The sequence below is a fragment of the Desulfurispora sp. genome, from assembly GCF_052744395.1.
In genome coordinates, this window is the sequence record NZ_JBRAJI010000009.1 from 18,512 (window position 1) to 41,189 (window position 22,678).

The following is a 22,678-nucleotide window of genomic DNA, read 5'->3' on the forward strand; positions in this document are numbered from 1 at the left end:
TTCTTTTTTGCTGCAAGAGATATCTTAGCATGATTTACGAACGGCGTCAACCCCTCCGGGCCAGGATTTTGGCGTTGATCCGCTCCATCAGGTGCACGGTGGAATATACGTGAAAAAGCTGAATAACCACGCTCTGAACCGGGCCCTGGAAGTTTTCCATACCCGGGCCGATCACTATTTCTACACCGGTGGCTTCTTCGGCTACAGTCTTGAATTTCCGCAGCAGCGCCTGTCTGCGGGACTCATCGGCCAGTTCCGGCCAATTACTCTGCAGGCTTACCGGCTGGCCGGGCAATTCGGACTGCAGCACCTGCAGAAACATCTGCTCAAACTGTTCCAGATTCAGTCTGGGCTGCGGCAAAGCAGGTCCTCCTCACCTGTCATAAAGTTCTATCATTCTTACTCTATGCAACAGGCCGGACGGGCAGCGGAACCCACCCGGCCGGCAGCATTAGTAGGCTAAAAAAGAGCCGGGAAAGCCGGCGGGTGGGGATTGTAGTAATTAATCGCCAGCCAACCGGCAAAAATTAACACCAGCCCGCAGGTCCAGAAAAAAGCAATTTTCCAGTGAGCCCAGTCGGTGAAGTCGATCAGGTAGAAATACAGCAACATATACGGACAAAGGAAAAGAAACAGCCAGGTTATATCCATGCCAATATCACCCACTCGGTGGTGTGCCGGCCTGCTCTATACATTATTATATCATCAATGGACTGCCTGCTCATTATCGGTTGCACTCAATAAAAAGGCATTAAACTGCAATATTGTGCAGCTGCGCGGAGAAGCGGGTTAGTTTTTCCGTTTTGATCTCGCCCAACAGATAGGTGCTTTCGGTTCCCACCGCTCCCAGACCGGGGAAAATGAATTTGGGCTCTACAGCAATGACCATACCAGCCAGTAATGGGGTTTTGTTCCCCCGGGCCAGTACTGGTAGCTCGTTGAGTTCTAGCCCCACACCGTGACCAATAAAGCCCACCGGACTGCCATACCCCATAAAGTATTCGGCCAGCCCGGCCTGTTCAGCCATCTGCAAGGCCAGCAAGTGGGCAGCCTCGGCGGGCTGCCCCGGCCGGACGCTCTCCTCAATGGCCTGGGCAATTTCTAAAGCGACCAGGTGGGCCCGCTCCAGTAGCGGCGGCAGCGTGCCGGCCACAAAAACCCGGGACATATCCACACAGTACCCCTCAACGCAGGCCACATAGTCCACCATCAAAGGCTGGCTGACCTGCCAGACCTGCCGGCCAGGTCCCATGGGATAGGTCAGGTTCAACCCACAACCCCCTAGAGGCCCGTCGAAGTAACTGGCCACACCACCACTGGGGCCGGCCAGCACACAGCCATAGTGGAACTCACTATTCAGCCCCCGCAGGCGGACTACGCCTTGATGACCCCGCTGGCGCAGCAACAGTTCCAGACGGGCAGCGATCTGATACTCAGTCATACCGGGTTCCAGTTCCTGACTCAGCACGGCGTAGGCCTCGTCCAGTGCTGCTGCCGCCTGGCGAATGAGTGTCTGCTCGAAGGTTGACTTCACTGCCCGCTGCTGCCGGATGAGATGGGATATGTTCTGCCACCGGACGTGGGGAAAAAGCTGCTGCAGCAACTCGTAATACTGAATTGGCAGCACATCGTACTCCAGCCCAATGCCGCCCTCCGGACAGTAACCACATGAACGGAGCACATCGGGCAGCTTTTTAAAGCTGACCAGCGGCACCACCTGCTCCAGCTGCGCATAGCGTACTGCCTCCTCGTAACTGCGCCGCACACAGAATACCGGCTGGCCGGCGGCGGGTATCCACAGCACTCCCTGCTGGAACACGCCACTATAATAATAGAGATCCGCCCCCTGCCAGAGCAGAGCGCCATCCAGGCCAGCTGCCGCCAGCGCAGCCTGCAGTCCTTGCCAGCGGGCGGTTATTTCATCCCGGGGAACCGTCAGCATATCATATCCTCCCTGCTGCTGTTATTTTCATAATATTCAATATTTATTTACTGGAAAAAAGCAGGCCCCCGGACAGGCCTGCTTTTTTATTTCCTCTACCCCTCTCAATCCCTTTTCAAGCTGTATCGTGAATCGGCCGGATGTGCAGTACAGCCCCCGACCAGTAGCCCTTTATTTATTCTTGAATTCGGGTTTGCGCTTATTCAAGAAGGCATCAATACCCTCCGCCCGGTCGGCGGTGGTGAAAACCAAACCGAAAAGATCGGCTTCATGGATAAAAGCTTTTTCCAGGTCCATTTCCAGACCGTCGTTCACGGCCTCCTTGCTCAACCGTACGGCAATGGGGCCGCGGGCGGCAATGCGTTTGGCCATACTCTTACAGAAGTTCATCAACTCTTCTGCTGGCACCACATGGTTGACCAGACCAATCTTGTGGGCGGTCTCAGCATCGTACATATCGGCGGTGAAAAGAATTTCCTTGGCCATACCCGGATTGACCAGGCGAGTGAGACGCTGAGTGCCGCCAAAACCGGCAATCAGGCCCAGGTTGACTTCGGGCTGGCCAAATTTGGCTTTTTCACTGGCAATACGGATGTCACAGGCCATGGCCAGTTCATTGCCGCCGCCCAGAGCAAAACCGTTTATAGCTGCAATTACAGGCTTGGGCAGGTTTTCAATTTTGCTGAACACCTGCTGCCCCTTGCGGGCAAACTCTTTTGCTTCCATGGGGCTGAGCTGGCTCATGAAAGCAATATCCGCACCTGCTACAAAGGATTTTTCACCGGCACCGGTAATAATGATCACCCGCACCTGATCGTCAGCCGCCAGCTGATCCATAGCGGCATCCAGCTCGGCAAGGACGGCGGCGTTCAAGGCGTTCAGCACTTTGGGGCGGTTGATGGTCAAAACGGCAATGCCGTCTTCGATTTCCAGCAGGATGTTTTCCCAGGCCACATTAATTCCTCCCCGTTCACCAATCATTCATATTTGTAAAAACCGCGCCCGGTCTTGCGGCCCAGCCACCCGGCAGCAACATATTTGCGCAGCAGCGGGCAGGGACGGTACTTGCTGTCGCCCAGACCCTTGTGCAGCACTTCCATAATGTACAGGCAGGTGTCCAGACCGATCAAGTCGGCCAGCGCCAGGGGCCCCATGGGGTGGTTCATGCCCAGCTTCATCACCTGATCCACCGCTTCGGGGGTGGCAATACCCTCATATACGCAGTATATGGCCTCGTTGATCATGGGCAAAAGCACCCGGTTGGACACAAAGCCAGGAGCGTCATTGACCTCCACCGGCACTTTACCCATCTTTTCGCTCATGGTCTTGATGATTTCATATGTTTCATCCGAGGTAGCCAGGCCGCGAATCACTTCCACCAGTTTCATCACGGGCACCGGGTTCATGAAGTGCATACCGATAACCTTCTCCGGCCGTTTGGTTACAGCGGCAATTTCGGTGATGGGCAGCGAGGAGGTGTTGGTGGCCAGGATGGTATGGGCCGGACAGATCTGATCCAAATCTTTAAAAATCTTGCCCTTGATCTCCATATTCTCGATAGCAGCCTCAATCACCAAATCGCAGTCGGCTGCGTCGCTCAAGCTGGTAGAGGGAGTCAGACGGGCCAAAATCTCGGCTTTCTGGCTCTCGTCCAGACGACCCTTCTGTACGTCGCGACTCAGGTTTTTAGTAATAATGCCCAGACCGCGCTGCACAAATTCATCTTTTATGTCGTTCAGCACCACTGCAAAACCGGCCGCTGCCGCTACCTGGGCAATACCCGATCCCATCTGTCCCGCGCCGACAACCATAATCTTCTTAATATCCATTAAGAGTCAGCCTCCCGATTATTCTTGATGTTTCCCATAAAATAATCATTATAAATGATTCGTGTTTACACATTTTCCACAATCATGGCACAACCCTGACCGCCACCAATGCACAGTGTGGCCAGGCCCAGACGGCTGCCCCGCCGCTTCATTTCATAAAGCAGGGTAACCAGGATGCGGGCTCCGCTAGCACCAATGGGGTGACCGATGGCCACCGCACCACCGTTTACATTGACCTTTTCCAGGGGCAGTTCCAATTGCTTGATTACAGCGCAGGCCTGGGCAGCAAAGGCCTCGTTGGCTTCAATCAGATCCAGATCGGCTACAGTGAGGCCAGCTTTTTGCAGCGCCTTGCGTGTTGCCGGTATGGGCCCCAGTCCCATTACCGCCGGATCCACTCCAGCCGTGGCCGAACTGCGGATGACAAAAAGGGGCTTTATACCCAGTTCCCGGGCCCTGTCGGCAGACATGACCACACAGGCAGCCGCCCCGTCGTTGATACCAGAAGCATTCCCGGCCGTCACCGTGCCGTCCTTTTTAAAAGCAGGAGGGAGTTTGGCCAGGGCTTCCAGTGTAGTGCCGCGGCGCGGAAACTCGTCCACAGCAAACAGCACGGGGTCACCCTTCTTCTGGGGAATGGGCACGGGTACAATCTCATCATTAAATCGCCCTGCATCTATGGCAGCAACAGCCTTCTCCTGGCTGGCCAGAGCCAGGCGATCCTGTTCCTCGCGGGTGATGCCGTAGCGCTCGGCAATGTTCTCCGCCGTGATCCCCATATGGTAGTTGTTAAAGGCGCACCACAGGCCGTCCTTGATCATGGCGTCTACCAGCTTGCCGTCACCCATGCGGTAACCCCAGCGGGCCTTATCAATCACATATGGGGCGGCGCTCATGTTCTCCATGCCACCGGCCACCACAATGTCGGCCTCCCCGCACATGATCTGCTGGGCGGCCAAACCCACCGCCTTCAAACCGGAACCGCAAACAATATTCACAGTCCAGGCCGGGACTTCTTGAGGAATTCCCCCTTTTAGCGCTGCCTGGCGGGCCGGGTTCTGCCCCAGGCCGGCCTGCAATACATTGCCCATGATCACTTCATCTACCAGTCCAGCGTCTATACCGGCTCTCCTAACCGCTTCCCCGATTACCAGCGCCCCCAGGTCCACAGCAGGCACGCCGGCCAGTGTACCGCCAAATTTCCCTACCGCCGTGCGCACAGCGCTGACAATAACCACTTCTCGCACGTTTTACTTCCCCTTTCTCCACCTTTTCCACTGGATATAACTGACAGACTGGTACCCCCCCAAGCACCAGGCTGGCTTTTCCTGTCCGTTGTGCTTGTATCTACAGGCTGGCCTGCAGCAGTTCGCTAATGTCCTTTACAGCAATTTTTTCATCCAGATTTTGGTTCTTGACACTGTCTTCCAGCATAACGATGCAGTAGGGACAGGCTGTAGCAATGTAATTAACATCCTTTGCTGCCGCTTCCTGTACCTTGACATCCGAAAAGCGCAGTCCCGCTTCGGTTTCCATCCAGATGCGGGCACCACCGCCGCTGCAGCACATGCTCAGGTCCTTGCTGCGATGGAACTCCAGCGTGTTCAGCTCAGGAACCGCCCCCAGCAATTCACGCGGTGCGTCGAAAATACGGGAGTGGCGGCCCAAATAGCAGGGCTCATGGTAAATCACCCTGCCCTGCACCGACTTGCTCAAACTGAGCTTACCCTGCTTGAGCAGATCAGCCAGGATTTCCGTATAGTGATATACTTCAAAATCGGCACCGAATTCGGGATATTCCTTGCTGAAGGTATAATAGCAGTGCGGTGAAGTGGTGATGATCTTCTTGACACCTTTTTCCTGGAACAGCTTGATGTTATATTCGGCCAGGTTGGTAAACTCCTGCTCGGCACCGATTTTACGCACCGATTCGCCACAGCACTGCTCTTCTCCCGACAGCACACCAAAGCTCACACCGGCAGCCTTGAGCAGGTCCACAATCGCCCGGGCCACTTTCTGGCTGCGGCCGTCATAGGCCGAGGTGCAGCAGACATAAAGCAGGTATTCCTTATCCGGGGTAAAGGCAGGAACTTCATAGCCCTTCATCCAATCGGCCCGGGCCGACCGTTCCTGAGACCACGGGTTGCCCTGGCTGTTGATGCTGCCTACTACGGCCTTTAAGTTTTTGGGAATACCGCCAGTTTCAGCAATGACGCTGCGCATGCTGCGCACCAGATCGGGGATCTTGATGCCCCGCGGGCAGAACACGGCGCACTGGTTGCAGGTGGTGCAGGCAAACAGGAAATCATCGGACTCGTAACCATCATATCCCAGACGGCCCATGTGGAACATGCCCCGGGTATTGAACTCGGCTTCCTTCTCCATTCTGTGCCAGGGGCAGACCGCGGTGCACAGGCCGCACTGCATACATTTGGTTATTTCCTCGCCGCCCGAGGCGACGATGACATCCCTTACCTCGTCAAAGATCATTAATGGCTCGGCCACATCTATTCCTCCTCATTTAAGGGCTGCAAAAACCGAAAAAGCCATCCATTACTGAAAAAATAGAGAAACTGCCGAAAACCCCTCAATAAGCAATATAAATCCAGCGAGCAAGGAGGGTTTGGGTGCGCGGGAATTATATATGATCGGGTATTTCCGGCAGCTCCCGGACAAACCAACTCTTAACGGGCCGCAGCCGGGCTGCGACACGGAACCTGACTGGTTAAGATGCCAGCACCTTTTTCAGTTCTTCAATCAGTATGGGCACCACATCGAACAGGTCGCCCACAATACCGTAGTCGGCCACCTTGAAGATGTTGGCCTCGGGATCCTTGTTGATGGCCACAATGCACTTGGAGGAACTCATGCCGGCCAGGTGCTGGATGGCACCCGAAATACCGCAGGCAATGTACAGAACGGGGGATACGGTCTTGCCGGTCTGGCCCACCTGCAGGGAGTGAGGAATCCAGCCCGCGTCCACGGCCGCCCGGGATGCACCGATGGCTGCACCCAGCACGTCGGCCAGCTGTTCCAGCAGGGCAAAACCTTCCGGACCTTTCAAACCGCGACCACCGGACACCACCACATTGGCCTCGGTAAGCTCGGGGCGGGTGCTGATTTGCATGACCACTTCTTTAATAATCTGGCGGATATCGCCTGGTGCCAGGTCTTCCTTGATCACCTCGGCTGTCCGGCCGGCCTGGGGCTCACTGACAGCAAACACATTGGGACGGATGGTAGCCATGATCGGGCTGGCATTCTGGCAGCAAACCTTGGTCAAGGCTTTACCAGCATAAATGGGGCGTACGAAAACCAGATTGCCGTCTTCCAGATACATATCGGTGCAGTCGGTGAGCAGGCCGGTGCTGACCTTCTGAGCTACCATGGCCGAAAGATCACGGCCGCCCAGGGTGCAACCGAGCAGCACCACAGCCGGTTCATATTTCTTGACCAGGTCGGCCAGTACGCTGGCGTAACCATCGGTGGTGTAGCTGGCCAGTTCGGGCCTGTCCACTACATAAACCTTATCGGCACCATACTCGCCAAAACTGGCCGCCAGATCGGATACATTACTGCCTATCAGCACGGCCGCCAGCTCGCCGCCGAAATTATCCACCAGCTTGCGCCCTTCGCTCAGCATCTCATAGGTGACCTTCCTCACCTTGCCGTCACGCTGTTCGACAAATACCCAAATTCCTTTTGCCATTCCTGATACCCTCCTAAACTCTCTGTAAAGTGTATTAGATAACTTTTGCTTCTTCCCGCAGCGCCTTGACCAGTTCTAATACAGCTTCCGCGGGTTCGCCAGGAATAATCCTACCAGCTTGCCGTGGTGAGGGCAGGAAATAGCTGAGCGGCTTTACTTTGGGCTGCACCTGGGACGCATCCAGACCAAGATCAGCCAGGGACAGTTTGGTCATGGGCTTCTTCTTGGCCTGCATGATCCCTTTCATGGAAGGATAGCGGGGCTCGTTCAGGCCCGCCTGGGAGGTGATCATGGCCGGCAGGGACACTTCCACCACTTCACTGCCACCGTCGATGTCGTGGGTAGCTACAGCTTTGCCGTCGGCCACTTCCAGCTTGGTTACAGTATTGACCACCGGCAGACCCAGCAGTTCGGCCACCCGTACCGCCACCTGGGAGGAACCGTCATCAATAGCCATATAGCCACCGAAGACCAGGTCGTATTCCAGAGTGGAAATGGCTTTGGCCAGAATTACGGCGGTGGCGTACTCATCCAGCTCCACATCACCGGGGTTGACCAGCACGGCCTTGTCCGCGCCCATAGCCAGAGCCTGACGCAGAGCGCTCTGGGCTTCGTCGCTGCCCACGCTGATCACGGTTACTTCGCCCTTGTATTTTTCTTTCAGGCGCAATGCTTCTTCCACCGAATATTCATCATAGGGGTTGATGATCAGAGTGACCCCCTGCTTATTGATCTGCCCGCTGGCATCCAGGGTGATCTTGGCCTCTGTGTCAAATACCTGTTTCAGGCAAACTACAATTTTCATATTTGTCCTCCTTTGCATATGCCCGGTCAAGTAATCAGCTTTGCGCCAGAGCACGATGTGCATTTTTCTTTGGTGCCCGGGGTGGAGCTCCCAAAGACCGTCCTCAAGGCTGGTCAGCCTTTATTATCTATCTAAATACACTATTCATCAGTTATCTATTGCCCGATCTCTCTGTGTTTTACTTCAGCAGGTGAGAGGCAATGACTATCCGCTGCACCTCGCTGGTTCCTTCATAAATCTCCGTAATCTTGGCATCGCGCATCATGCGCTCCACGGGATACTCCCGGGTATAGCCATAACCGCCGAAGATTTGTACCGCTTTGGTGGTTACCCACATGGCGGCTTCCGAGGCATACAGCTTGGCCATGGCCGACTGCTTGCTGTAGGGCAGTTTTTGGTCCTTCAGCCAGGCTGCCTGGTAGACCAGCAGGCGAGCCGCTTCAATGCGGGTAGCCATATCGGCCAGCATCCACTGGATACCCTGGTTAGCCGAGATGGGCTTGCCAAACTGCTCCCGAATCTTGCTGTACTCCAGAGCCTGTTCGAAAGCGCCCTGGGCAATACCCAGCGCCTGGGCGGCAATGCCAATCCGACCGCCGTCCAGCGTCATCATAATAATCTTGAAGCCCATGCCCTCTTCGCCCAGCAAGTTTTCTTTGGGCACCCGGCAGTTTTCAAAGACCAGCTCATAGGTAGAAGAAGCGCGGATACCCATCTTGTGCTCCTTCTTGCCAAAGCTGAAGCCCGGTGTTCCTTTTTCCACGATAAAGGCAGTGGTGCCCTTGTGCTTTTTGGCCCGGTCGGTACTGGCAATGACCACATAAATGTCAGCATGGAAAGCATTGGTAATGAAAATCTTGGTGCCGTTAAGCACATAGTGGTCGCCATCCCGAGTGGCGGTGAGTTTAACCGCACCGGCATCCGATCCGGCGGAAGGCTCGGTCAGGCCCATGGCCCCGATTTTCTCCCCGTTGCACAGGGGAACCAGATATTTTTTCTTCTGTTCCTCAGTACCAAAAGCGTAGATGGGCCAGGCACACAGCGAGGTGTGGGCTGAAATCAGGACGCCCGATGATGCGCAAACCCGGGAAAGTTCTTCCACGGCGATGGCATAGCTCAGGTTGTCCATACCTGCCCCTTCGTATTCCTCGGGATAAGGAATACCGGTCAGACCCATCTCGCCCATTTTGGTCCACAGCGACCAGTCGTATTCTTCCTTCTCATCCATTTCCCCGGCTTTGGGCGCTATCTCGGTCTCGGCAAAATCGCGCACAGTTTTGCGCAGCATTTCCTGTTCTTCAGTCAGGATGAATTCCACAGCAATTCCTCCTTAAAGTATCTGGCTAATTTTGACCAGCAGAACTGGTAAATTGCTGTGTGCTATTTGCAAATAACATACCAACAATTTAGAAAACTTTGAACATACCAGCCGGCCCGCTTCTGTCCTGCTGGCAAGACACCCCGGACAAACTGGCACATCGCTGCTCCAGCCGAAAAAGATAGACAGGACAGCTTCCCTGTAGTCACCCGGGCCGGTTAAGCCCGCCCCGGCCAGCTAAATAAAGCATTTGCTTCTAGTGGTCACTGTGTTTACTATCGCTGACACAGTACACACCATTCTGTCGCACCCTCGCCTCCTTTATCGACAAATTACTCAGTCGCGTGACTGAACGTTCAATCATATTATAAAAATTTTACGGCATTTTGTAAACGATATTGAGTTTTGAATAGTGAAAATCATGCCCCAAAAAAAGCCGGGCGACGTGGCCCGGCTGTACCCAGTGCTTGTTTTATTTTTTCTTGCCCCACTCTTTCTCCCGCAGCTCCACCCGGCGGATCTTGCCGCTCACCGTCTTGGGCAGGCTGTCCACAAACTCTACTTTGCGCGGATACTTGTAAGGCGCGGTTACCTTCTTGACGTGCTCCTGCAGTTCCTTCACCAGTTCGTCGGAAGGCTGGTAACCCGGAGCCAGAACCACAAAAGCCTTAACCACCTCGCCGCGCAGCTCATCCGGGCTGGAGACTACCGCCGATTCGGCCACGGCCGGATGCTCCAGCAGGGCGCTCTCCACCTCAAAGGGGCCAATGCGGTAGCCGGCCGCCAGGATCACATCGTCGGCCCGGCCCACAAACCACAGGTAGCCGTCCTCATCCCGGTAGGCCCGGTCACCGGTGATGTACCAGTCACCCCGGTAGGCGCTGGCCGTCTTCTCCGGATTCTTCCAGTATTCCTTAAACAGGCCCACCGGCCGGTTGGGCTTGACCCGGATGGCAATGTCGCCCTCCTGGTTGGGCGGCAGGATGTTGCCCTCATCGTCAATAACGTGGATCTCAAAGCCGGGCGCCGGCTTGCCCATGGAGCCGAAGCGCGGCTCAATGCAGGGATAGCTGCCAGCCAGCAGTACGGTTTCGGTCTGGCCGTAACCATCGCGAATAATGATGCCCGTGGCTTCCTTCCACACCTCAATTACTTCCGGGTTCAGAGGTTCGCCGGCCGCCACGCAGTGGCGCAGGGTGGGATATTGGTATGCTTTCAAGTCCTCCAGCACCAGCATGCGGTAGTTGGTGGGCGCCCCGCACATGGTAGTGATGGGGTACTTGCTGAGCAGTTCCAGCGTCTTTTTGGTGTCAAAGCGGGCAGTGTGGTGCACAAAGATGGCCGCTCCCATATTCCAGGGACCAAAGAAGGAACTCCAGGCCGCCTTGGCCCAGCCGGTATCACTCAGATTCCAGTGCAGGTCGTCTTCCCGCAGATCCAGCCAGAAGGTGCCGGTAATTTTGTGCCCGATGGGATAGGAAGCGTGGGTGTGCACGGTCATCTTGGGATAGCCCGTGGTGCCCGAGGTGAAATAGAGAATGGCATTGTCGTCACTGCGCGTGTTGGCGGTTTCAAACTGATCCGAGGCGGCAGCAAAGAGCTCGTCGTAGCTCAGCCAGCCCTCCCGGGTACCCTGGACGATGATTTTGGTTTTGACCGTGGGGCACTCGCCCACCACTTCATCCACCCGCGGAGCGATACTGTTGTCAGTGATGATGCATACCGCTTCCGAGGCCTCGAAGCGATATTTGATGTCCTTGGCCGTGAGCTGGGTAGTTCCCGGGCTGATTACAGCACCCATGCGCAAACAGGCAATGTTGATCACCCACCACTCAACATAGCGGGGTAGGATCACAATCACCACATCACCCTTTTTCACACCCTGGGCGGCCAGCATGTTACACACCCGGCGTGAATCCTGGCAAAGTGCGGCAAAGGTCTTTTTCACCTCGTTGCCCTCATCGTCCACCCACCACATGGCCAGTTTATCGGGATTTTCCGCCCACTTGTCCAGAACATCGCGGGCGAAATTGAAGTATTCCGGCACCTCTAGCTTGAACTCGGCGTAGGTCTTGTCGTAATCCACCATGTTGTGTACCTGGGACATGCCAACAACTCCTTTCAAAAATGTTTAAAAATATACACGCCCGGTTTATTTTGCAATTATCTTGCCAATTTTCTGATTATATAAAAAGTTTTATACAAATACCCGCTCGCCCCTCTGACAAGCTATTCTCCAGCATCCCGCCGCACCGCGCCGGCCAGCTCCGGCAACCCCAACCTGTTAACTTTTGTATATATCCATATCTGGTCCCGCACCGCTGAGCGGCAGTTGTCACCGGCTCCCGGTACTCCCGGCACCGGCCGACGACCGGTGCCGGGAAAATAAGTGGTTGTAAACAAAAGTTTATATGTTATTATTAAAGTACAGGAACCTTGATTGGCCGGCAGCAAAAGCCTCTCCCGCCTCCACCTCCCATCAGCGGAACCGGGCTTTGAGCTGCCGGTTTTTTATGCCGTTTCAATCTGTGCAGCCTTCTCCCGGCCCAGCTCTTTGATGGCCTGCTCCCGCAGCTTGTATTTCTGGATCTTGCCACTGGCCGTGGTGGGATACTGGTCCACAAAGAAAATGTAGGCCGGAATTTTGTGGCGGGAGATCTTATCCCGGCAGAATTCCTGGATTTCCTCGGGTGTGGCCTGTTCACCTTCCTTGAGCTGGATAAAGGCCACCACTTCTTCGCCGTATTTCTCGCTGGGCACACCTACAATCTGTATATCCTTAATTTTGGGGTTGGTGTACAGAAATTCCTCAATTTCCCGCGGGTAAATGTTTTCGCCACCCCGAATGATCATATCCTTCAGGCGGCCGGTAATCTTGCAGTAGCCATTTTCATCCATCACGGCCAGATCCCCGGTGTGCAGCCAGCCATCACTGTCAATGGCCGAGGCGGTAGCTTCGGGCATGTTGTAGTAGCCCTTCATTACATGGTAGCCCCGGGTGCACAGCTCGCCCTGCACGCCCGGCGGTACGGTTTCCCCGGTCTCCGGGTTAACAATTTTCACTTCTATATTGGGCATGGCCCGCCCAACAGTGCTCACCCGCAGCTCAATGGGATCGTCAGTGCGGGTCATGGTGATGCCCGGAGAGGCCTCGGTCTGGCCGTAGGTAATACAGATCTCCCTCGCCCCCATGGTGTTGACCACCGCTTTCATCACCTCAATGGGACAGGGAGCGCCGGCCATAATTCCGGTACGCAGCGAGGAGGTGTCGTACCGGTTCTTACTCATCTCCTCCAGCTCGGCAATAAACATGGTGGGCACACCGTGTACAGCTGTACATTTTTCTTTTTCAATAGTTTTCAATACATTGACCGGGTTAAAGGACACCACCGGCACCATGGTGGCTCCCGAAACCACGCAGGTGAGCGTACCCAGCACACAGCCGAAACAATGGAAGAAGGGCACCGGGATGCACAGGCGGTCTTTATGGGTAAAGGCCATACATTCAGCAATGCTGCAGGCATTGCCAATCAGGTTGGTGTGGGTGAGCATGACCCCTTTGGGAAAGCCCGTAGTACCCGAGGTGTATTGCATGTTAATCACTTCATCGGGCTTGAGGGAAGCCTGCCGCTCGGCCAGCTCGGCATCGCTGACCTGATTGCCCAGTTCCATAATGTCGGACCAGTTGTACATACCGGGCATTTTTTCCGGCCCGATGTAAATGACGTTTTTCAGCAGCGGCAGCCGGGCCGATTGCAACTGGCCAGGCGCGCAGCTATAAAGTTCCGGACACAGCTCATAGACCATGTCCAGGTATTCCCGCCCCTTGATGCCGGCAATCAGGATCAGCGTGGTGGAATCCGACTGCCGGAGCAGGTACTCCAACTCAAAGGTGCGGTAATTGGTGTTTACCGTTACCAGCACCGCACCCATTTTGCCGGTGGCAAACTGGGTGATCACCCACTCGGGCACGTTGTTGCTCCAGATGGAAATGTGCTCGCCCTTCTGGATGCCCATCTTCATGAAGCCTTTGGCCGCCTGATTGCAGACATCGCGAAACTGCCGGTAGGTGTAGCGGAGGGGCGGCTCCACATACACCAGCGCATCATTGTCCGGGTATCTTTCCGCCATCTCATCCAACAGGCCGCCAATGGTGATTTTGCCCACTTCCACAGTGGCATCGCCTCCTTGAGGTTTTATAACGGCCACCCGCACAGGTGCGGGTGGCCCCAAAACTGTAGTTGCCCCAAAGACATTACAAACCAAGACAGCGGGCGATGACCAGGCGCTGGATTTCTGAAGTGCCTTCGCCGATTTCACACAGCTTGGCATCGCGCAGTATTCTCTCTACAGGAAATTCCTTGGTGTAGCCGTAACCACCGTGGATCTGGATGGCCTGCAGGGCGGCCTGGGTGGCCATTTCCGAAGCAAACAGTTTGGCAAAAGCGGCTTCCTTGGTGTGAGGTCGCCCACGGTCCTTCAACCAGGCCGCCTTGAGATACATGTTGCGGGCCAGCTCCACCTGCATGGCCATGTCGGCCAGCTTGAACTGGATAGCCTGGAATTTGCCTATGGGCTGAGAAAACTGATAGCGCTCCTGGGCGTACTGCAAGGCGGCATCTAGAGCGGCCTGGGCCAGACCTGTAGCCATGGCACCAATGGCTATCCGACCTCCGTCCAGCACCTGCAGAAACTGCTTGAATCCTTCTCCTTCCTGGCCCAGCAGATTTTCCTCGGGTACCCGCACGTCATCGAAATATAGTTCTGTGGTATTGGACCCGTGCAGGCCCAGTTTTTCATAACCGGCCTTGATAGTAAAACCGGGTGTGTCCACCGGTACAATGATGGCACTAATCCCTTTCTTTCCTTTTGTCTTGTCGGTCACTGCGGTGATGGTGACAAACCGGGCATAGCTGGCGTTGGTGATAAAGCACTTGCTGCCATTGATCACCCACTGGCCGTTTTCCCGCACCGCCCGGGTCTGGGTGCCACCAGCGTCTGAACCGGCATTGGGCTCAGTAAGACCAAAAGCCCCCAGACACTCGCCCCGGCAGAGTGGAGCCAGAAAGCGTTTCTTTTGCTCCTCGGTGCCAAACAGATAGATGGGCATACATCCCAGTGAAATGTGGGCCTCATAGGTCAGCCCGGTGGAACCGCAGGCGCGGGCGATCTCCTCCACCGCCAGGCAGTAGCTGACATAATCGGCCCCCGCCCCGCCGTAATCCTCGGGAAAGGGCAGACCCATCAAGTCCATTTCGGCCATACGCTGCAAAATACCCAGGGGAAACTGGCCGGTACGGTCAATTTCGGCAGCCCTGGGCGCAATCTCCTCCCGGGCAAAATCGCGCACCACGTCGCGAATCAACTGCTGTTCCCTGGTCAAATCAAAATCCATGGAGCATCCCCCCGGTTATATTTTCTGATTTGATTGAATGTTGCAAATTTTATGCAACCACATCCGGGATACCCTCACTTACTGCACACCCTCCGGTTGCTGCCCTTCAGCCACTCCCCAACATAGGCCCTGGCCACATCTGTTAACCAGCCGTTACGCAAATGTTCTGCACCGTGTAAAGAAAAGCACCACCGCGCGGTGGTGCCTGGCCTTTGCTGTAAATTCCGCTTTACAGGTTATGCCGTTCAAGTTAGTCCATACTTGAGTAATTTTTTATACAGACCCGGACGGGATATGTTGAGCATGCTGGCCGCCCGGGCCTTGTTGCCCTTGCACAGCATTAGTGCCTGCATAATGATCATTTTTTCGCTCTGTTCTAGAATCTGATCCAATCCCTGCCCGCTAAGCAGGGCGCTGGCAATACCATTATTTTTTTCCTCGCCGACCTGTTCCTCATCCGGGCCAAACTCAGCTGAGAGGGCCGTCAGATGGGCCGGCAGGTGGGCCAGGGTAATCCGATCCCCCTCCAGCACATTGAAAGCCCGTTCAATAACATTTTCCAGCTCGCGCACATTACCCGGCCAGCTGTAGCGCTGAAATACCGCCTGCACTTCAGGAGCTACTCCGCCCACCTGCATGCGGAACAGGCGGTTGAATTTCTGGATGAAACAGTCTACCAGTGCCGGAATATCTTCCCGGCGTTCCCGCAGGGGCGGGATGTGTATATTAACAACATTCAGCCGGTAGTAAAGATCCTCACGAAATTTTTTATACTTGACTAACTGGTCCAGGTTTACATTGGTTGCCGCCACAATGCGGACATCGCTAACCAGGGTACGGCCGCTACCCAGTTTCTGGATCTCCCGGTCCTGGATAAAGCGCAGCAGCTTGGCCTGCAGGTTAAAGGACAGCTCGCCAATTTCATCCAGAAAAACCGTGCCGCCGTGAGCCAGCTCCAGCTTCCCTACTTGGCCGCCTTTTCTACCACCGGTAAAGGCTCCCTCCTCGTAGCCGAAGAACTCGGATTCCAGCAGGGTATCGGGAATGGCCGCACAGTTGATCTTGATGAAAGGCCCGGAACGGCGCAGACTGGCGGCATGGATGGACTGGGCAAAGAGCTCCTTGCCCGTGCCCGACTCGCCTGTGATCAGGATGGTCGAGTTGCGCGGTGCCACCTTTAAAATGGTTTCTTTCAGGTCAATCAGTTGGGGGCTGGTCCCAACAATATTCTCCACGGTGTACTGAACCGCGCCGATAGACCGGGCCGGCCTTTTTCTGCTCTGGTACTGGCCGGCCAGGGTCGCACATTCACTGGAAAAACAGTTTAGAAAAGTTACATGAGCAGCCGCACCCAGCACCCGCTGCTCCTCGGTTACCGGCAGATAATGCACCAGAGCGCAGCGGCCATCCAATGTCTCCAGACAGCCCGGCTCGGGCTGTCCACTCTGCAACACCCGCACCAGCTTTTTAAAGCTACCGTGCCGGCTTACTTCCACCAGGGGGTGACCTACTATCTCGGAAGGCACCTGATGCAGTACTTCCGCCAAAGACATGGTAATTTGCGTTACCAGGCCATTGCTGTCAATTACCAGCAGCCCTTCCTGTTTGTTGGCAAAGATGGTTTTTAGCAGGTGCTCTGCCGTGCAAACCTGACGCCGAATACCGGCCAGGGGAAACAGGGCGCTTTCCTGGTACAGCAAACCAACCACCGCCGGTTTTTAATATTTCGACTTATATGAATATTTTAACAATGAACCGAAGAATTTGTACAGTATTATTTTTTGTCTTTGTCACTACAATTTCTCTGTAGCGCAACCGTTCCCCCTGTTCAGGCAATCTTTTCTATGTCCTGCCGCATCCGTAGCGCCTGGTAGTAGAGCTGCAGGTATTCCATACCCGATCGGGCCCAGGAAAAGTCCTTCTCCATGCAACGCCGCACCAGCCTCTGCCAGGCCAGCGGCTGGCCGTGGTAGAGCTGCAGCGCCCGGCCTATAGCCTGGTAAAACGCCCGCCCGCTGTATTCCTGGAAGACAAACCCGGTACCTGTATCCAGAATAGTATTGTAGTCGGCCACCGTATCGGCCAGCCCGCCTGTAGAACGCACTACCGGCACAGCTCCATAACGCATGGCAATCAACTGGCCCAGCCCGCAGGGCTCAAAGCGAGAGGGCATAAGAAAAATATCCGCACCGGCATAAATGCGCTGGGCCAGCACCGAATTGAACCCCAGATGCAGCCCCACTTTTTGCGGATGCCGTTTGCGCACTTCCCGGAATGCCTGTTCATAATATGGATCGCCCATACCTAGGATGCAGAGCTGTACCTCCTGCTGCAGCAAATCGTCCACGATCTCCAAAAGCAAATCCAAGCCCTTCTGATCCACCAGCCGGGAAACCAGACCCATTACCGGCACATCCTGCACCGGCAGCCCCATTTCCTGCTGCAGCCCGAACTTATTCTCCTTGCGAGCAGCCAGATTGTCCGGCTGGTAGTTCTTAAATATGCGCCGGTCCTGGTGCGGATCAAACTCATGGTAGTTGATCCCGTTAACGATGCCGTACAGATGGGCACTGCGCTGGCGCAGCAAGCCGTCCAGCCCTTCTCCCAGTTCCGGAGTCTGGATCTCCCGGGCATAGGTACGGCTCACAGTGTTGATGATATCGGCATAGACCAGACCCATTTTCATAAAGTTGATCTGACCGTAAAATTCAATGCCATCCGGCTGGAAATATTCTTCACCCACCTCCAGCAGGCGCAGCACTTCCCGCGGAAAAATGCCCTGGTACTTCAAATTGTGAATGGAAAACAGCGTGGCTATCGGCCGGTAAAAAGCATTTTGCCGGTAGCGAGCCTGCAGCAGGAAGGGAATAGGTCCGGTGTGCCAGTCGTTGCAGTGAATCAAATCGGGCTGCCAGTCCAGCAAGGGCAACATTTCCAGTACCGCCCGGCAGAAGAAAATGAATCTTTCCGCCTCATCGGGGAACATGTACATACCCTGGCGGTGAAAGTAGTGATAGTTGTTAATCAGGTAGACCGGTATTTTGCTGCTTCTCTGCTGATAGTGAGCACTGATCTCACCCTGCCGCACAATAGCTGTGGCCGTGCGCCCGGGCAAACTTACCGGAAAGTCCAGCAAGTACGGGTGCTGCCCCACTCCCCGGTAAAGAGGCATTACTACCCGCACATCATGGCCCGGCACGCCCTCCGGTACAGTGGCCAGGGCCTTGGGCAGCGAGCCGGCCACGTCAGCCAGCCCGCCGGTTTTTGCAAAGGGAGCTACCTCGGAAGATACCAGCAAAATTTTCAGTGGCCGTTCAAACATGAATTAGCCTCCCATGCCATATATTTTGTTTTAGTATACCGCCGGGCCGGCGTCTACATGACCATAACCGCGCCTATATGACACAACATTTGATTTTTCCTTTACCACCGGCAGGATTTTGCCTCTGGCGGGCGAAGTAACATCGAAGTAACATTTTGTAGAAAAATTTTCCGAAAGGGGTAGCCGGACATGACCCGGGAAGCAATTTGTATCAAAGGTACCCGCGAGGGTCTGGCCATTTTGCTGGATTGTGACCGGGAATGGGAGGAAATAAAGCGCAATTTACATAATAAAATGTCTGTTGCCGGTAATTTTTTCCGCGGTGCCCGTTTTGCCTTTTTCGGCAATAAAATAATCCCCCAGGAAAAAAATACCGAGCTGGTGCAGATCTGCCAGCAGTACGGTCTGGTATACTGTCAGGATGTGCGCTGGCCGCCGGTCGCCGGCAGAGCAGCCGGCAACCTGGCCGCCCGGGAACCCCACTCCGGTGCCACCACCAGAAGCGAAACACCCGGTACAGCCAACCTGCACTGGCAGCACCTGCGCAGCGGTCAGGTGCTCAAAAGCAGCGGCAGCCTGGTACTGGTGGGCGATGTTCACCCCGGAGCCGAGATCATTGCTGCCAGCAGCGTAGTCATCTGGGGCAAATGTCAGGGCTGCATTCGGGCTGGCACCCGGGATCCCCGGGCCACTGTGTGCGCTCTGGAACTTAAACCGGCCAGCCTGCAAATTGGCAATGTCAATGCTCCGGAAACCCTCTTCACCCGGCTGAGCGGTCCGCTGCTGGCCTGGGTGGAGGGAGACGCCATTATCTGCCGCAGTATTTAAACCAGGCCCCGGCAAGCAATCGCAAAAAAGCCGCCTGCCTTAATGGCAAGCGGCTTATATATTTTACTCTCTGTCCAACAACCTGCCAGTGGTCAGCAGTCCCACGATACTTTTACCATCCCGGATCTGTCCCTGTTCGATCATCCGCAGCGCCTCCGCCAGCGGCAGCACCTCAACCCGGATCAGCTCGTCTTCATCGGGATGAGCCCGACCGAAGGTAAGCTCACGAGCCAGAAAAACCGTCAGCTTTTCAGTAGTAAATCCGGGTGTAGTATAAAACGCACACAGCCTATCCCACCGACCGGCGGTCAGACCGGTTTCCTCACCCAGTTCGCGCACCGCACAGGCCAGTTCATCCTCCCCGGGATCGCATTTGCCGGCCGGAATTTCCAGCAATTCCTCCTGAACCGCATAGCGATACTGGCGTACCAGCACCACTTTACCATCGCCGGTCAGGGGCACCACGGCCACCGCTCCCGGGTACTCCACCACTTCCCGTCCGGCAATTTTGCCGCCCGGCAGCTCCACCTGATCCTGACGTACATTAAAGATCCTGCCCTGATAAATCATCCGGGAGGAAAGGGTCTTTTCTTTAAAATCCTGCATTTCTGTTCACACCTGCCTTGTTTTGTCCAGTGCCGCCAATAGCCCCTTCATGGTATAGACCGGCAGGCTGGCCAGCATCACATAATCTTCCGCTGTAAGGTGAAATGCAGCCGATGCATCGAAAAGCACATTGCCGCTGGGCGGGAATTCCTCGTCCCCCTCCCACAGCACATAAGTCACGGGCACCCGGGGGAGCACGGGAATGGTTACCGCAGCATCACCCAGCTCTACCGGCCGCCCCCCCAGTTTTTGACCCACTGCCAGCAGATCGGCCACCCGGTCCCGAAACATGGCTACCAGCGGGTTGATGGTCCTTTTGGTAAAAGGGTCGATATAGATAGCTGCCCCGGGAATTTCTCTAAAGGCAATGTACTTGTCCTGTAAAGGCACGGGCGTAATGCCGCAAAGATAGTGCAAAATGCAGATGGCCACCTCCGGAGGAGCTTCGCCCCCGCCCGGATGCCGCACCCAACCGGCAGGATACTCCACCAGATAATTGGTCCCTATAAACGACACCGTAAACAGATTATCCCTAAAATCCACTTCGCCAAACCGGGCCATCTGTTCCGGATCGCCGGCAGCCAGCCTTTCCCGGGCCAGCTGGTAGGCCGGTTGCAAATTTATCAGCGCCACGCTCATCACCCTGTCATCTTTTTACTTGAAATGTTTTCGCCAGAACCGGCCTCTTTCCTGCTTCCGCCACAGATACTTTGCCCCGGTAGCAGGATTTTAACTTCAATGGTAGAATTAACATCTTGAGCAAATCTGAGCAAACGCACTGCCCCCGGCTGGAGGAATAAAAATTGCAGTATAAAATTGGCATACCGGCCTCGCTGATGTACTTCACCCAATATCCGGCCTGGCACGCCTTTTTTAGCGAGCTGGGCCTCCAGGTGGTCACATCGGGAGCCACTACCAAAAAACTGCTGGATCAGGGAGTGAGGGAAGCGCTGGCAGACGCCTGTCTGCCAGTCAAAGTTTATATCGGTCATGTGCTGTCCCTGAAGGACAGAGTGGACTATTTGTTTGTACCACGCATAGTCTGTCTCAACAGGCGTACCATATACTGCCCCAAATTTCTGGGCATGCCCGACATGGTCAAGCATGGACTGAGCTGCCAGCTGCCCGTACTGGACACCTGGTTTGATGTGCGGGAGCGCTCGACCAACCTGTGGAACGCTTACCGAAGTATAGGACAATTTTTTCGCAAACCTTTCGGCCAGATTGTTCGGGCCTACTGGCAGGCCCGCAGGGCGGATAAAGCCCTGTCTCGGCTGCTGCACAGCGGCCACATGCTGCCCGCTGCCCTGGCCCATCTGACACAGGGTAAGCCGCTACCCGACCCGCCAGCGGAAGGGAACCTTACCCTTGCCGTGCTGGGATACCCGTACCTGGTACACGATCCTTTTATCAGCTTTGAATTGCCGGGCAAGCTACGCCGTTTGGGTGTGCGGATGTTGACCATGGAAAATGTACCGGAAAACTACCTCCGGCAGCAGGAACACCTGCTGGACAAAACCATGTTCTGGACTTTTAGCGATTGGGCCATCAAGGCCGCCCTGTATTTTTTCAGGCAGCAAAAGGTAGACGGCATCATTCACCTCACCGCATTTGGCTGCGGGCCGGATTCTATGGTAGATAAGCTGATGGAACTGACCGCTCATGATTATCCACAGGTACCGTTCATGAGCCTGACCATTGATGAGCACAGCGGTGAGGCCGGAGTAATGACCAGGCTGGAAGCTTTCGTAGACATGGTCAGACGCAAGAAGGGGGTGTAAAACGTGCCCAGAGTTACTTTCCCCCATATGGGCGAATCATACCGGGCCTTTAAAATGTTACTGGAAGATCTGGGCAATCAGGTAATACTGCCTCCCCGCCCCAGCAAGCGCACTCTGGACTATGGCGTGCAGTATGCACCCGAATTCGCCTGCTTTCCTCTGAAAGTGTTGATGGGCACCTATGTGGAAACCTGTCAGATGGGTGCCGAGATTATTGTCACCAGCGGCGGTGTGGGGCCCTGCCGGGCCGGCCAGTACGGCCAGATCCACAAGCGCATCCTGCACCATATTGGCTATCCGGTGGAACTGATTGTCTTTGAACCACCCCTTTTGCATCCGGTGGACTTCCTGCGCAACATCCGCCGCCTGAACAATGCCCGCCTGTCCTACCGGGCGGTCTGGGAGTGCATCAGGCGCGGCTGGCGCAAGCTGCAAGCCCTGGACCGCATTGAAGCGCTCACCCATATCATCCGGCCCCGCGAATTGCAGCGGGGCAGTACCAGCAAAACCTATCGCCGGGTTTTAAGCTACTTAGATCAGGCCACCACCCTGGACCAGATCACCGAAGCTGAAGCAGCAGCGCTGGACGAACTGAAGGCGCTACCCCAGGACCGGGAAAGGCCTGTGTTGAAAGTGGGGCTGGTAGGTGAAATATACGTCTTATTGGAACCGGCCAGCAACCTGGAGATCGAAGAAACTCTGGGACACCTGGGGGTAGAAGTGGATCGCTCCATGTATTTGACCAGCTGGACTAGGGACAACACCATCAGCCACACCAGTGTCACCCAGCAGGTGCACCAGGCCGCCCGCCCTTTCATTCCCCTGTGCATTGGCGGTCACGGACGGGAAACCGTGGGTCACACTATTGTTTACGCCCAGCACGGCTACGACGGGGTGATTCAACTGGCTCCATTCACCTGCATTCCGGAAATAGTGGCCCGCACCGTGCTCACTACCGTAAGCACACGCTACAACATCCCGGTGCTCACCTTCTTCTTGGATGAGCAAACCGGTAAGGCGGGCATGACCACCCGCCTGGAAGCATTTGTAGATCTGATGCGGCGCAAGAAATGGCCCGCCCTGGCCGCCGGCCAGCCTGCGGCGGCCATTTAATCAGCATGACAACGCTATTAGGAGAAAGTA

20 protein-coding genes are annotated in these 22,678 nt (G+C 55.3%); 3 read left to right on the forward strand and 17 right to left on the reverse strand.

Features of this window, described 5'->3' with window-relative positions:
* Positions 1-46: 46 nt before the first annotated feature.
* The 15 genes from ACUVTU_RS03765 to glgA form a co-directional block, all read right to left on the reverse strand.
* Complete coding sequence (locus tag ACUVTU_RS03765; RefSeq protein WP_445888632.1) at positions 47-361, reverse strand: hypothetical protein; 315 nt, start codon at positions 359-361, stop codon at positions 47-49.
* Between the two features lie 98 nt (positions 362-459).
* The gene (locus tag ACUVTU_RS03770) at positions 460-651 is read right to left on the reverse strand and encodes a hypothetical protein (RefSeq protein ID WP_445888633.1); all 192 of its coding nucleotides are present in this window, start codon (positions 649-651) and stop codon (positions 460-462) included.
* Positions 652-751: 100 nt separating this feature from the next.
* A complete protein-coding gene (locus ACUVTU_RS03775; protein WP_445888634.1) occupies positions 752-1,942 on the reverse strand; it encodes a M24 family metallopeptidase in 1,191 nt (396 codons plus the stop codon).
* A 171-nt stretch (positions 1,943-2,113) separates the two neighbouring features.
* Entirely contained in the window at positions 2,114-2,896 is a 783-nt protein-coding gene (locus tag ACUVTU_RS03780; RefSeq protein WP_445888635.1) for an enoyl-CoA hydratase-related protein, read from the reverse strand.
* 23 nt (positions 2,897-2,919) lie between these two features.
* Entirely contained in the window at positions 2,920-3,771 is an 852-nt protein-coding gene (locus tag ACUVTU_RS03785; protein ID WP_445888636.1) for a 3-hydroxybutyryl-CoA dehydrogenase, read from the reverse strand.
* 65 nt (positions 3,772-3,836) lie between these two features.
* Positions 3,837-5,018, reverse strand: coding sequence for an acetyl-CoA C-acetyltransferase (locus ACUVTU_RS03790; protein ID WP_445888637.1), 1,182 nt, complete (start codon positions 5,016-5,018; stop codon positions 3,837-3,839).
* A 100-nt stretch (positions 5,019-5,118) separates the two neighbouring features.
* Positions 5,119-6,276 (reverse strand): (Fe-S)-binding protein, encoded by a 1,158-nt coding sequence (locus ACUVTU_RS03795; protein WP_445888638.1) that lies wholly within the window; start codon positions 6,274-6,276, stop codon positions 5,119-5,121.
* A 220-nt stretch (positions 6,277-6,496) separates the two neighbouring features.
* Positions 6,497-7,480: an electron transfer flavoprotein subunit alpha/FixB family protein gene (locus tag ACUVTU_RS03800; protein ID WP_445888639.1), complete on the reverse strand. Its 984-nt coding sequence runs from the start codon at positions 7,478-7,480 to the stop codon at positions 6,497-6,499.
* A 34-nt stretch (positions 7,481-7,514) separates the two neighbouring features.
* Positions 7,515-8,285 carry an electron transfer flavoprotein subunit beta/FixA family protein gene (locus ACUVTU_RS03805; protein WP_445888640.1) on the reverse strand — a complete coding sequence of 257 codons (771 nt, stop codon included), beginning with the start codon at positions 8,283-8,285 and terminating at the stop codon, positions 7,515-7,517.
* A gap of 178 nt (positions 8,286-8,463) precedes the next feature.
* Positions 8,464-9,603, reverse strand: a complete 1,140-nt coding sequence (locus tag ACUVTU_RS03810; RefSeq protein WP_445888641.1) for an acyl-CoA dehydrogenase — start codon at positions 9,601-9,603, stop codon at positions 8,464-8,466.
* Between the two features lie 472 nt (positions 9,604-10,075).
* A complete protein-coding gene (locus tag ACUVTU_RS03815; protein ID WP_445888642.1) occupies positions 10,076-11,710 on the reverse strand; it encodes an AMP-binding protein in 1,635 nt (544 codons plus the stop codon).
* 404 nt (positions 11,711-12,114) lie between these two features.
* A complete protein-coding gene (locus ACUVTU_RS03820) occupies positions 12,115-13,734 on the reverse strand; it encodes an AMP-binding protein (protein ID WP_445888681.1) in 1,620 nt (539 codons plus the stop codon).
* Positions 13,735-13,858: 124 nt separating this feature from the next.
* Complete coding sequence (locus tag ACUVTU_RS03825) at positions 13,859-14,998, reverse strand: acyl-CoA dehydrogenase (protein ID WP_445888643.1); 1,140 nt, start codon at positions 14,996-14,998, stop codon at positions 13,859-13,861.
* A 245-nt stretch (positions 14,999-15,243) separates the two neighbouring features.
* A complete protein-coding gene (locus ACUVTU_RS03830) occupies positions 15,244-16,698 on the reverse strand; it encodes a sigma-54 interaction domain-containing protein (RefSeq protein ID WP_445888644.1) in 1,455 nt (484 codons plus the stop codon).
* A gap of 128 nt (positions 16,699-16,826) precedes the next feature.
* Positions 16,827-18,320, reverse strand: coding sequence for a glycogen synthase GlgA (glgA, locus tag ACUVTU_RS03835; protein ID WP_445888645.1), 1,494 nt, complete (start codon positions 18,318-18,320; stop codon positions 16,827-16,829).
* Between the two features lie 189 nt (positions 18,321-18,509).
* Between glgA and ACUVTU_RS03840 the strand changes: the two genes are divergently transcribed.
* Positions 18,510-19,148, forward strand: coding sequence for a septum site-determining protein MinC (locus tag ACUVTU_RS03840; protein ID WP_445888646.1), 639 nt, complete (start codon positions 18,510-18,512; stop codon positions 19,146-19,148).
* Positions 19,149-19,211: 63 nt separating this feature from the next.
* Here ACUVTU_RS03840 and ACUVTU_RS03845 read toward each other — a convergent pair whose 3' ends face one another.
* Both ACUVTU_RS03845 and ACUVTU_RS03850 read right to left on the reverse strand, forming a co-directional pair.
* The gene (locus ACUVTU_RS03845; protein ID WP_445888647.1) at positions 19,212-19,754 is read right to left on the reverse strand and encodes an NUDIX domain-containing protein; all 543 of its coding nucleotides are present in this window, start codon (positions 19,752-19,754) and stop codon (positions 19,212-19,214) included.
* A gap of 6 nt (positions 19,755-19,760) precedes the next feature.
* Positions 19,761-20,387 carry a DUF3786 domain-containing protein gene (locus ACUVTU_RS03850; protein ID WP_445888648.1) on the reverse strand — a complete coding sequence of 209 codons (627 nt, stop codon included), beginning with the start codon at positions 20,385-20,387 and terminating at the stop codon, positions 19,761-19,763.
* 170 nt (positions 20,388-20,557) lie between these two features.
* Here ACUVTU_RS03850 and ACUVTU_RS03855 point away from each other — a divergent pair, with 170 nt between their 5' ends.
* Together ACUVTU_RS03855 and ACUVTU_RS03860 are read left to right on the forward strand one after the other, a co-directional pair.
* On the forward strand, positions 20,558-21,535 hold the full coding sequence (locus ACUVTU_RS03855) for an acyl-CoA dehydratase activase-related protein (protein ID WP_445888649.1): 978 nt from the start codon (positions 20,558-20,560) through the stop codon (positions 21,533-21,535).
* A 3-nt stretch (positions 21,536-21,538) separates the two neighbouring features.
* The gene (locus ACUVTU_RS03860) at positions 21,539-22,648 is read left to right on the forward strand and encodes a CoA protein activase (protein WP_445888650.1); all 1,110 of its coding nucleotides are present in this window, start codon (positions 21,539-21,541) and stop codon (positions 22,646-22,648) included.
* Positions 22,649-22,678 lie beyond the last annotated feature (30 nt).

Excerpts from the sequence above, each read along its gene's own strand:
- ACUVTU_RS03770 (WP_445888633.1), bottom strand. The coding sequence starts at position 651 with ATGGATATAACCTGGCTGTTTCTTTTCCTTTGTCCGTATATGTTGCTG.
- ACUVTU_RS03775 (WP_445888634.1), bottom strand. The coding sequence starts at position 1,942 with ATGCTGACGGTTCCCCGGGATGAAATAACCGCCCGCTGGCAAGGACTG.
- ACUVTU_RS03785 (WP_445888636.1), bottom strand. The coding sequence starts at position 3,771 with ATGGATATTAAGAAGATTATGGTTGTCGGCGCGGGACAGATGGGATCG.
- ACUVTU_RS03800 (WP_445888639.1), bottom strand. The coding sequence starts at position 7,480 with ATGGCAAAAGGAATTTGGGTATTTGTCGAACAGCGTGACGGCAAGGTG.
- ACUVTU_RS03805 (WP_445888640.1), bottom strand. The coding sequence starts at position 8,285 with ATGAAAATTGTAGTTTGCCTGAAACAGGTATTTGACACAGAGGCCAAG.
- ACUVTU_RS03815 (WP_445888642.1), bottom strand. The coding sequence starts at position 11,710 with ATGTCCCAGGTACACAACATGGTGGATTACGACAAGACCTACGCCGAG.
- ACUVTU_RS03820 (WP_445888681.1), bottom strand. The coding sequence starts at position 13,734 with ATGGCGGAAAGATACCCGGACAATGATGCGCTGGTGTATGTGGAGCCG.
- ACUVTU_RS03825 (WP_445888643.1), bottom strand. The coding sequence starts at position 14,998 with ATGGATTTTGATTTGACCAGGGAACAGCAGTTGATTCGCGACGTGGTG.
- glgA (WP_445888645.1), bottom strand. The coding sequence starts at position 18,320 with ATGTTTGAACGGCCACTGAAAATTTTGCTGGTATCTTCCGAGGTAGCT.
- ACUVTU_RS03840 (WP_445888646.1), top strand. The coding sequence starts at position 18,510 with ATGACCCGGGAAGCAATTTGTATCAAAGGTACCCGCGAGGGTCTGGCC.
- ACUVTU_RS03845 (WP_445888647.1), bottom strand. The coding sequence starts at position 19,754 with ATGCAGGATTTTAAAGAAAAGACCCTTTCCTCCCGGATGATTTATCAG.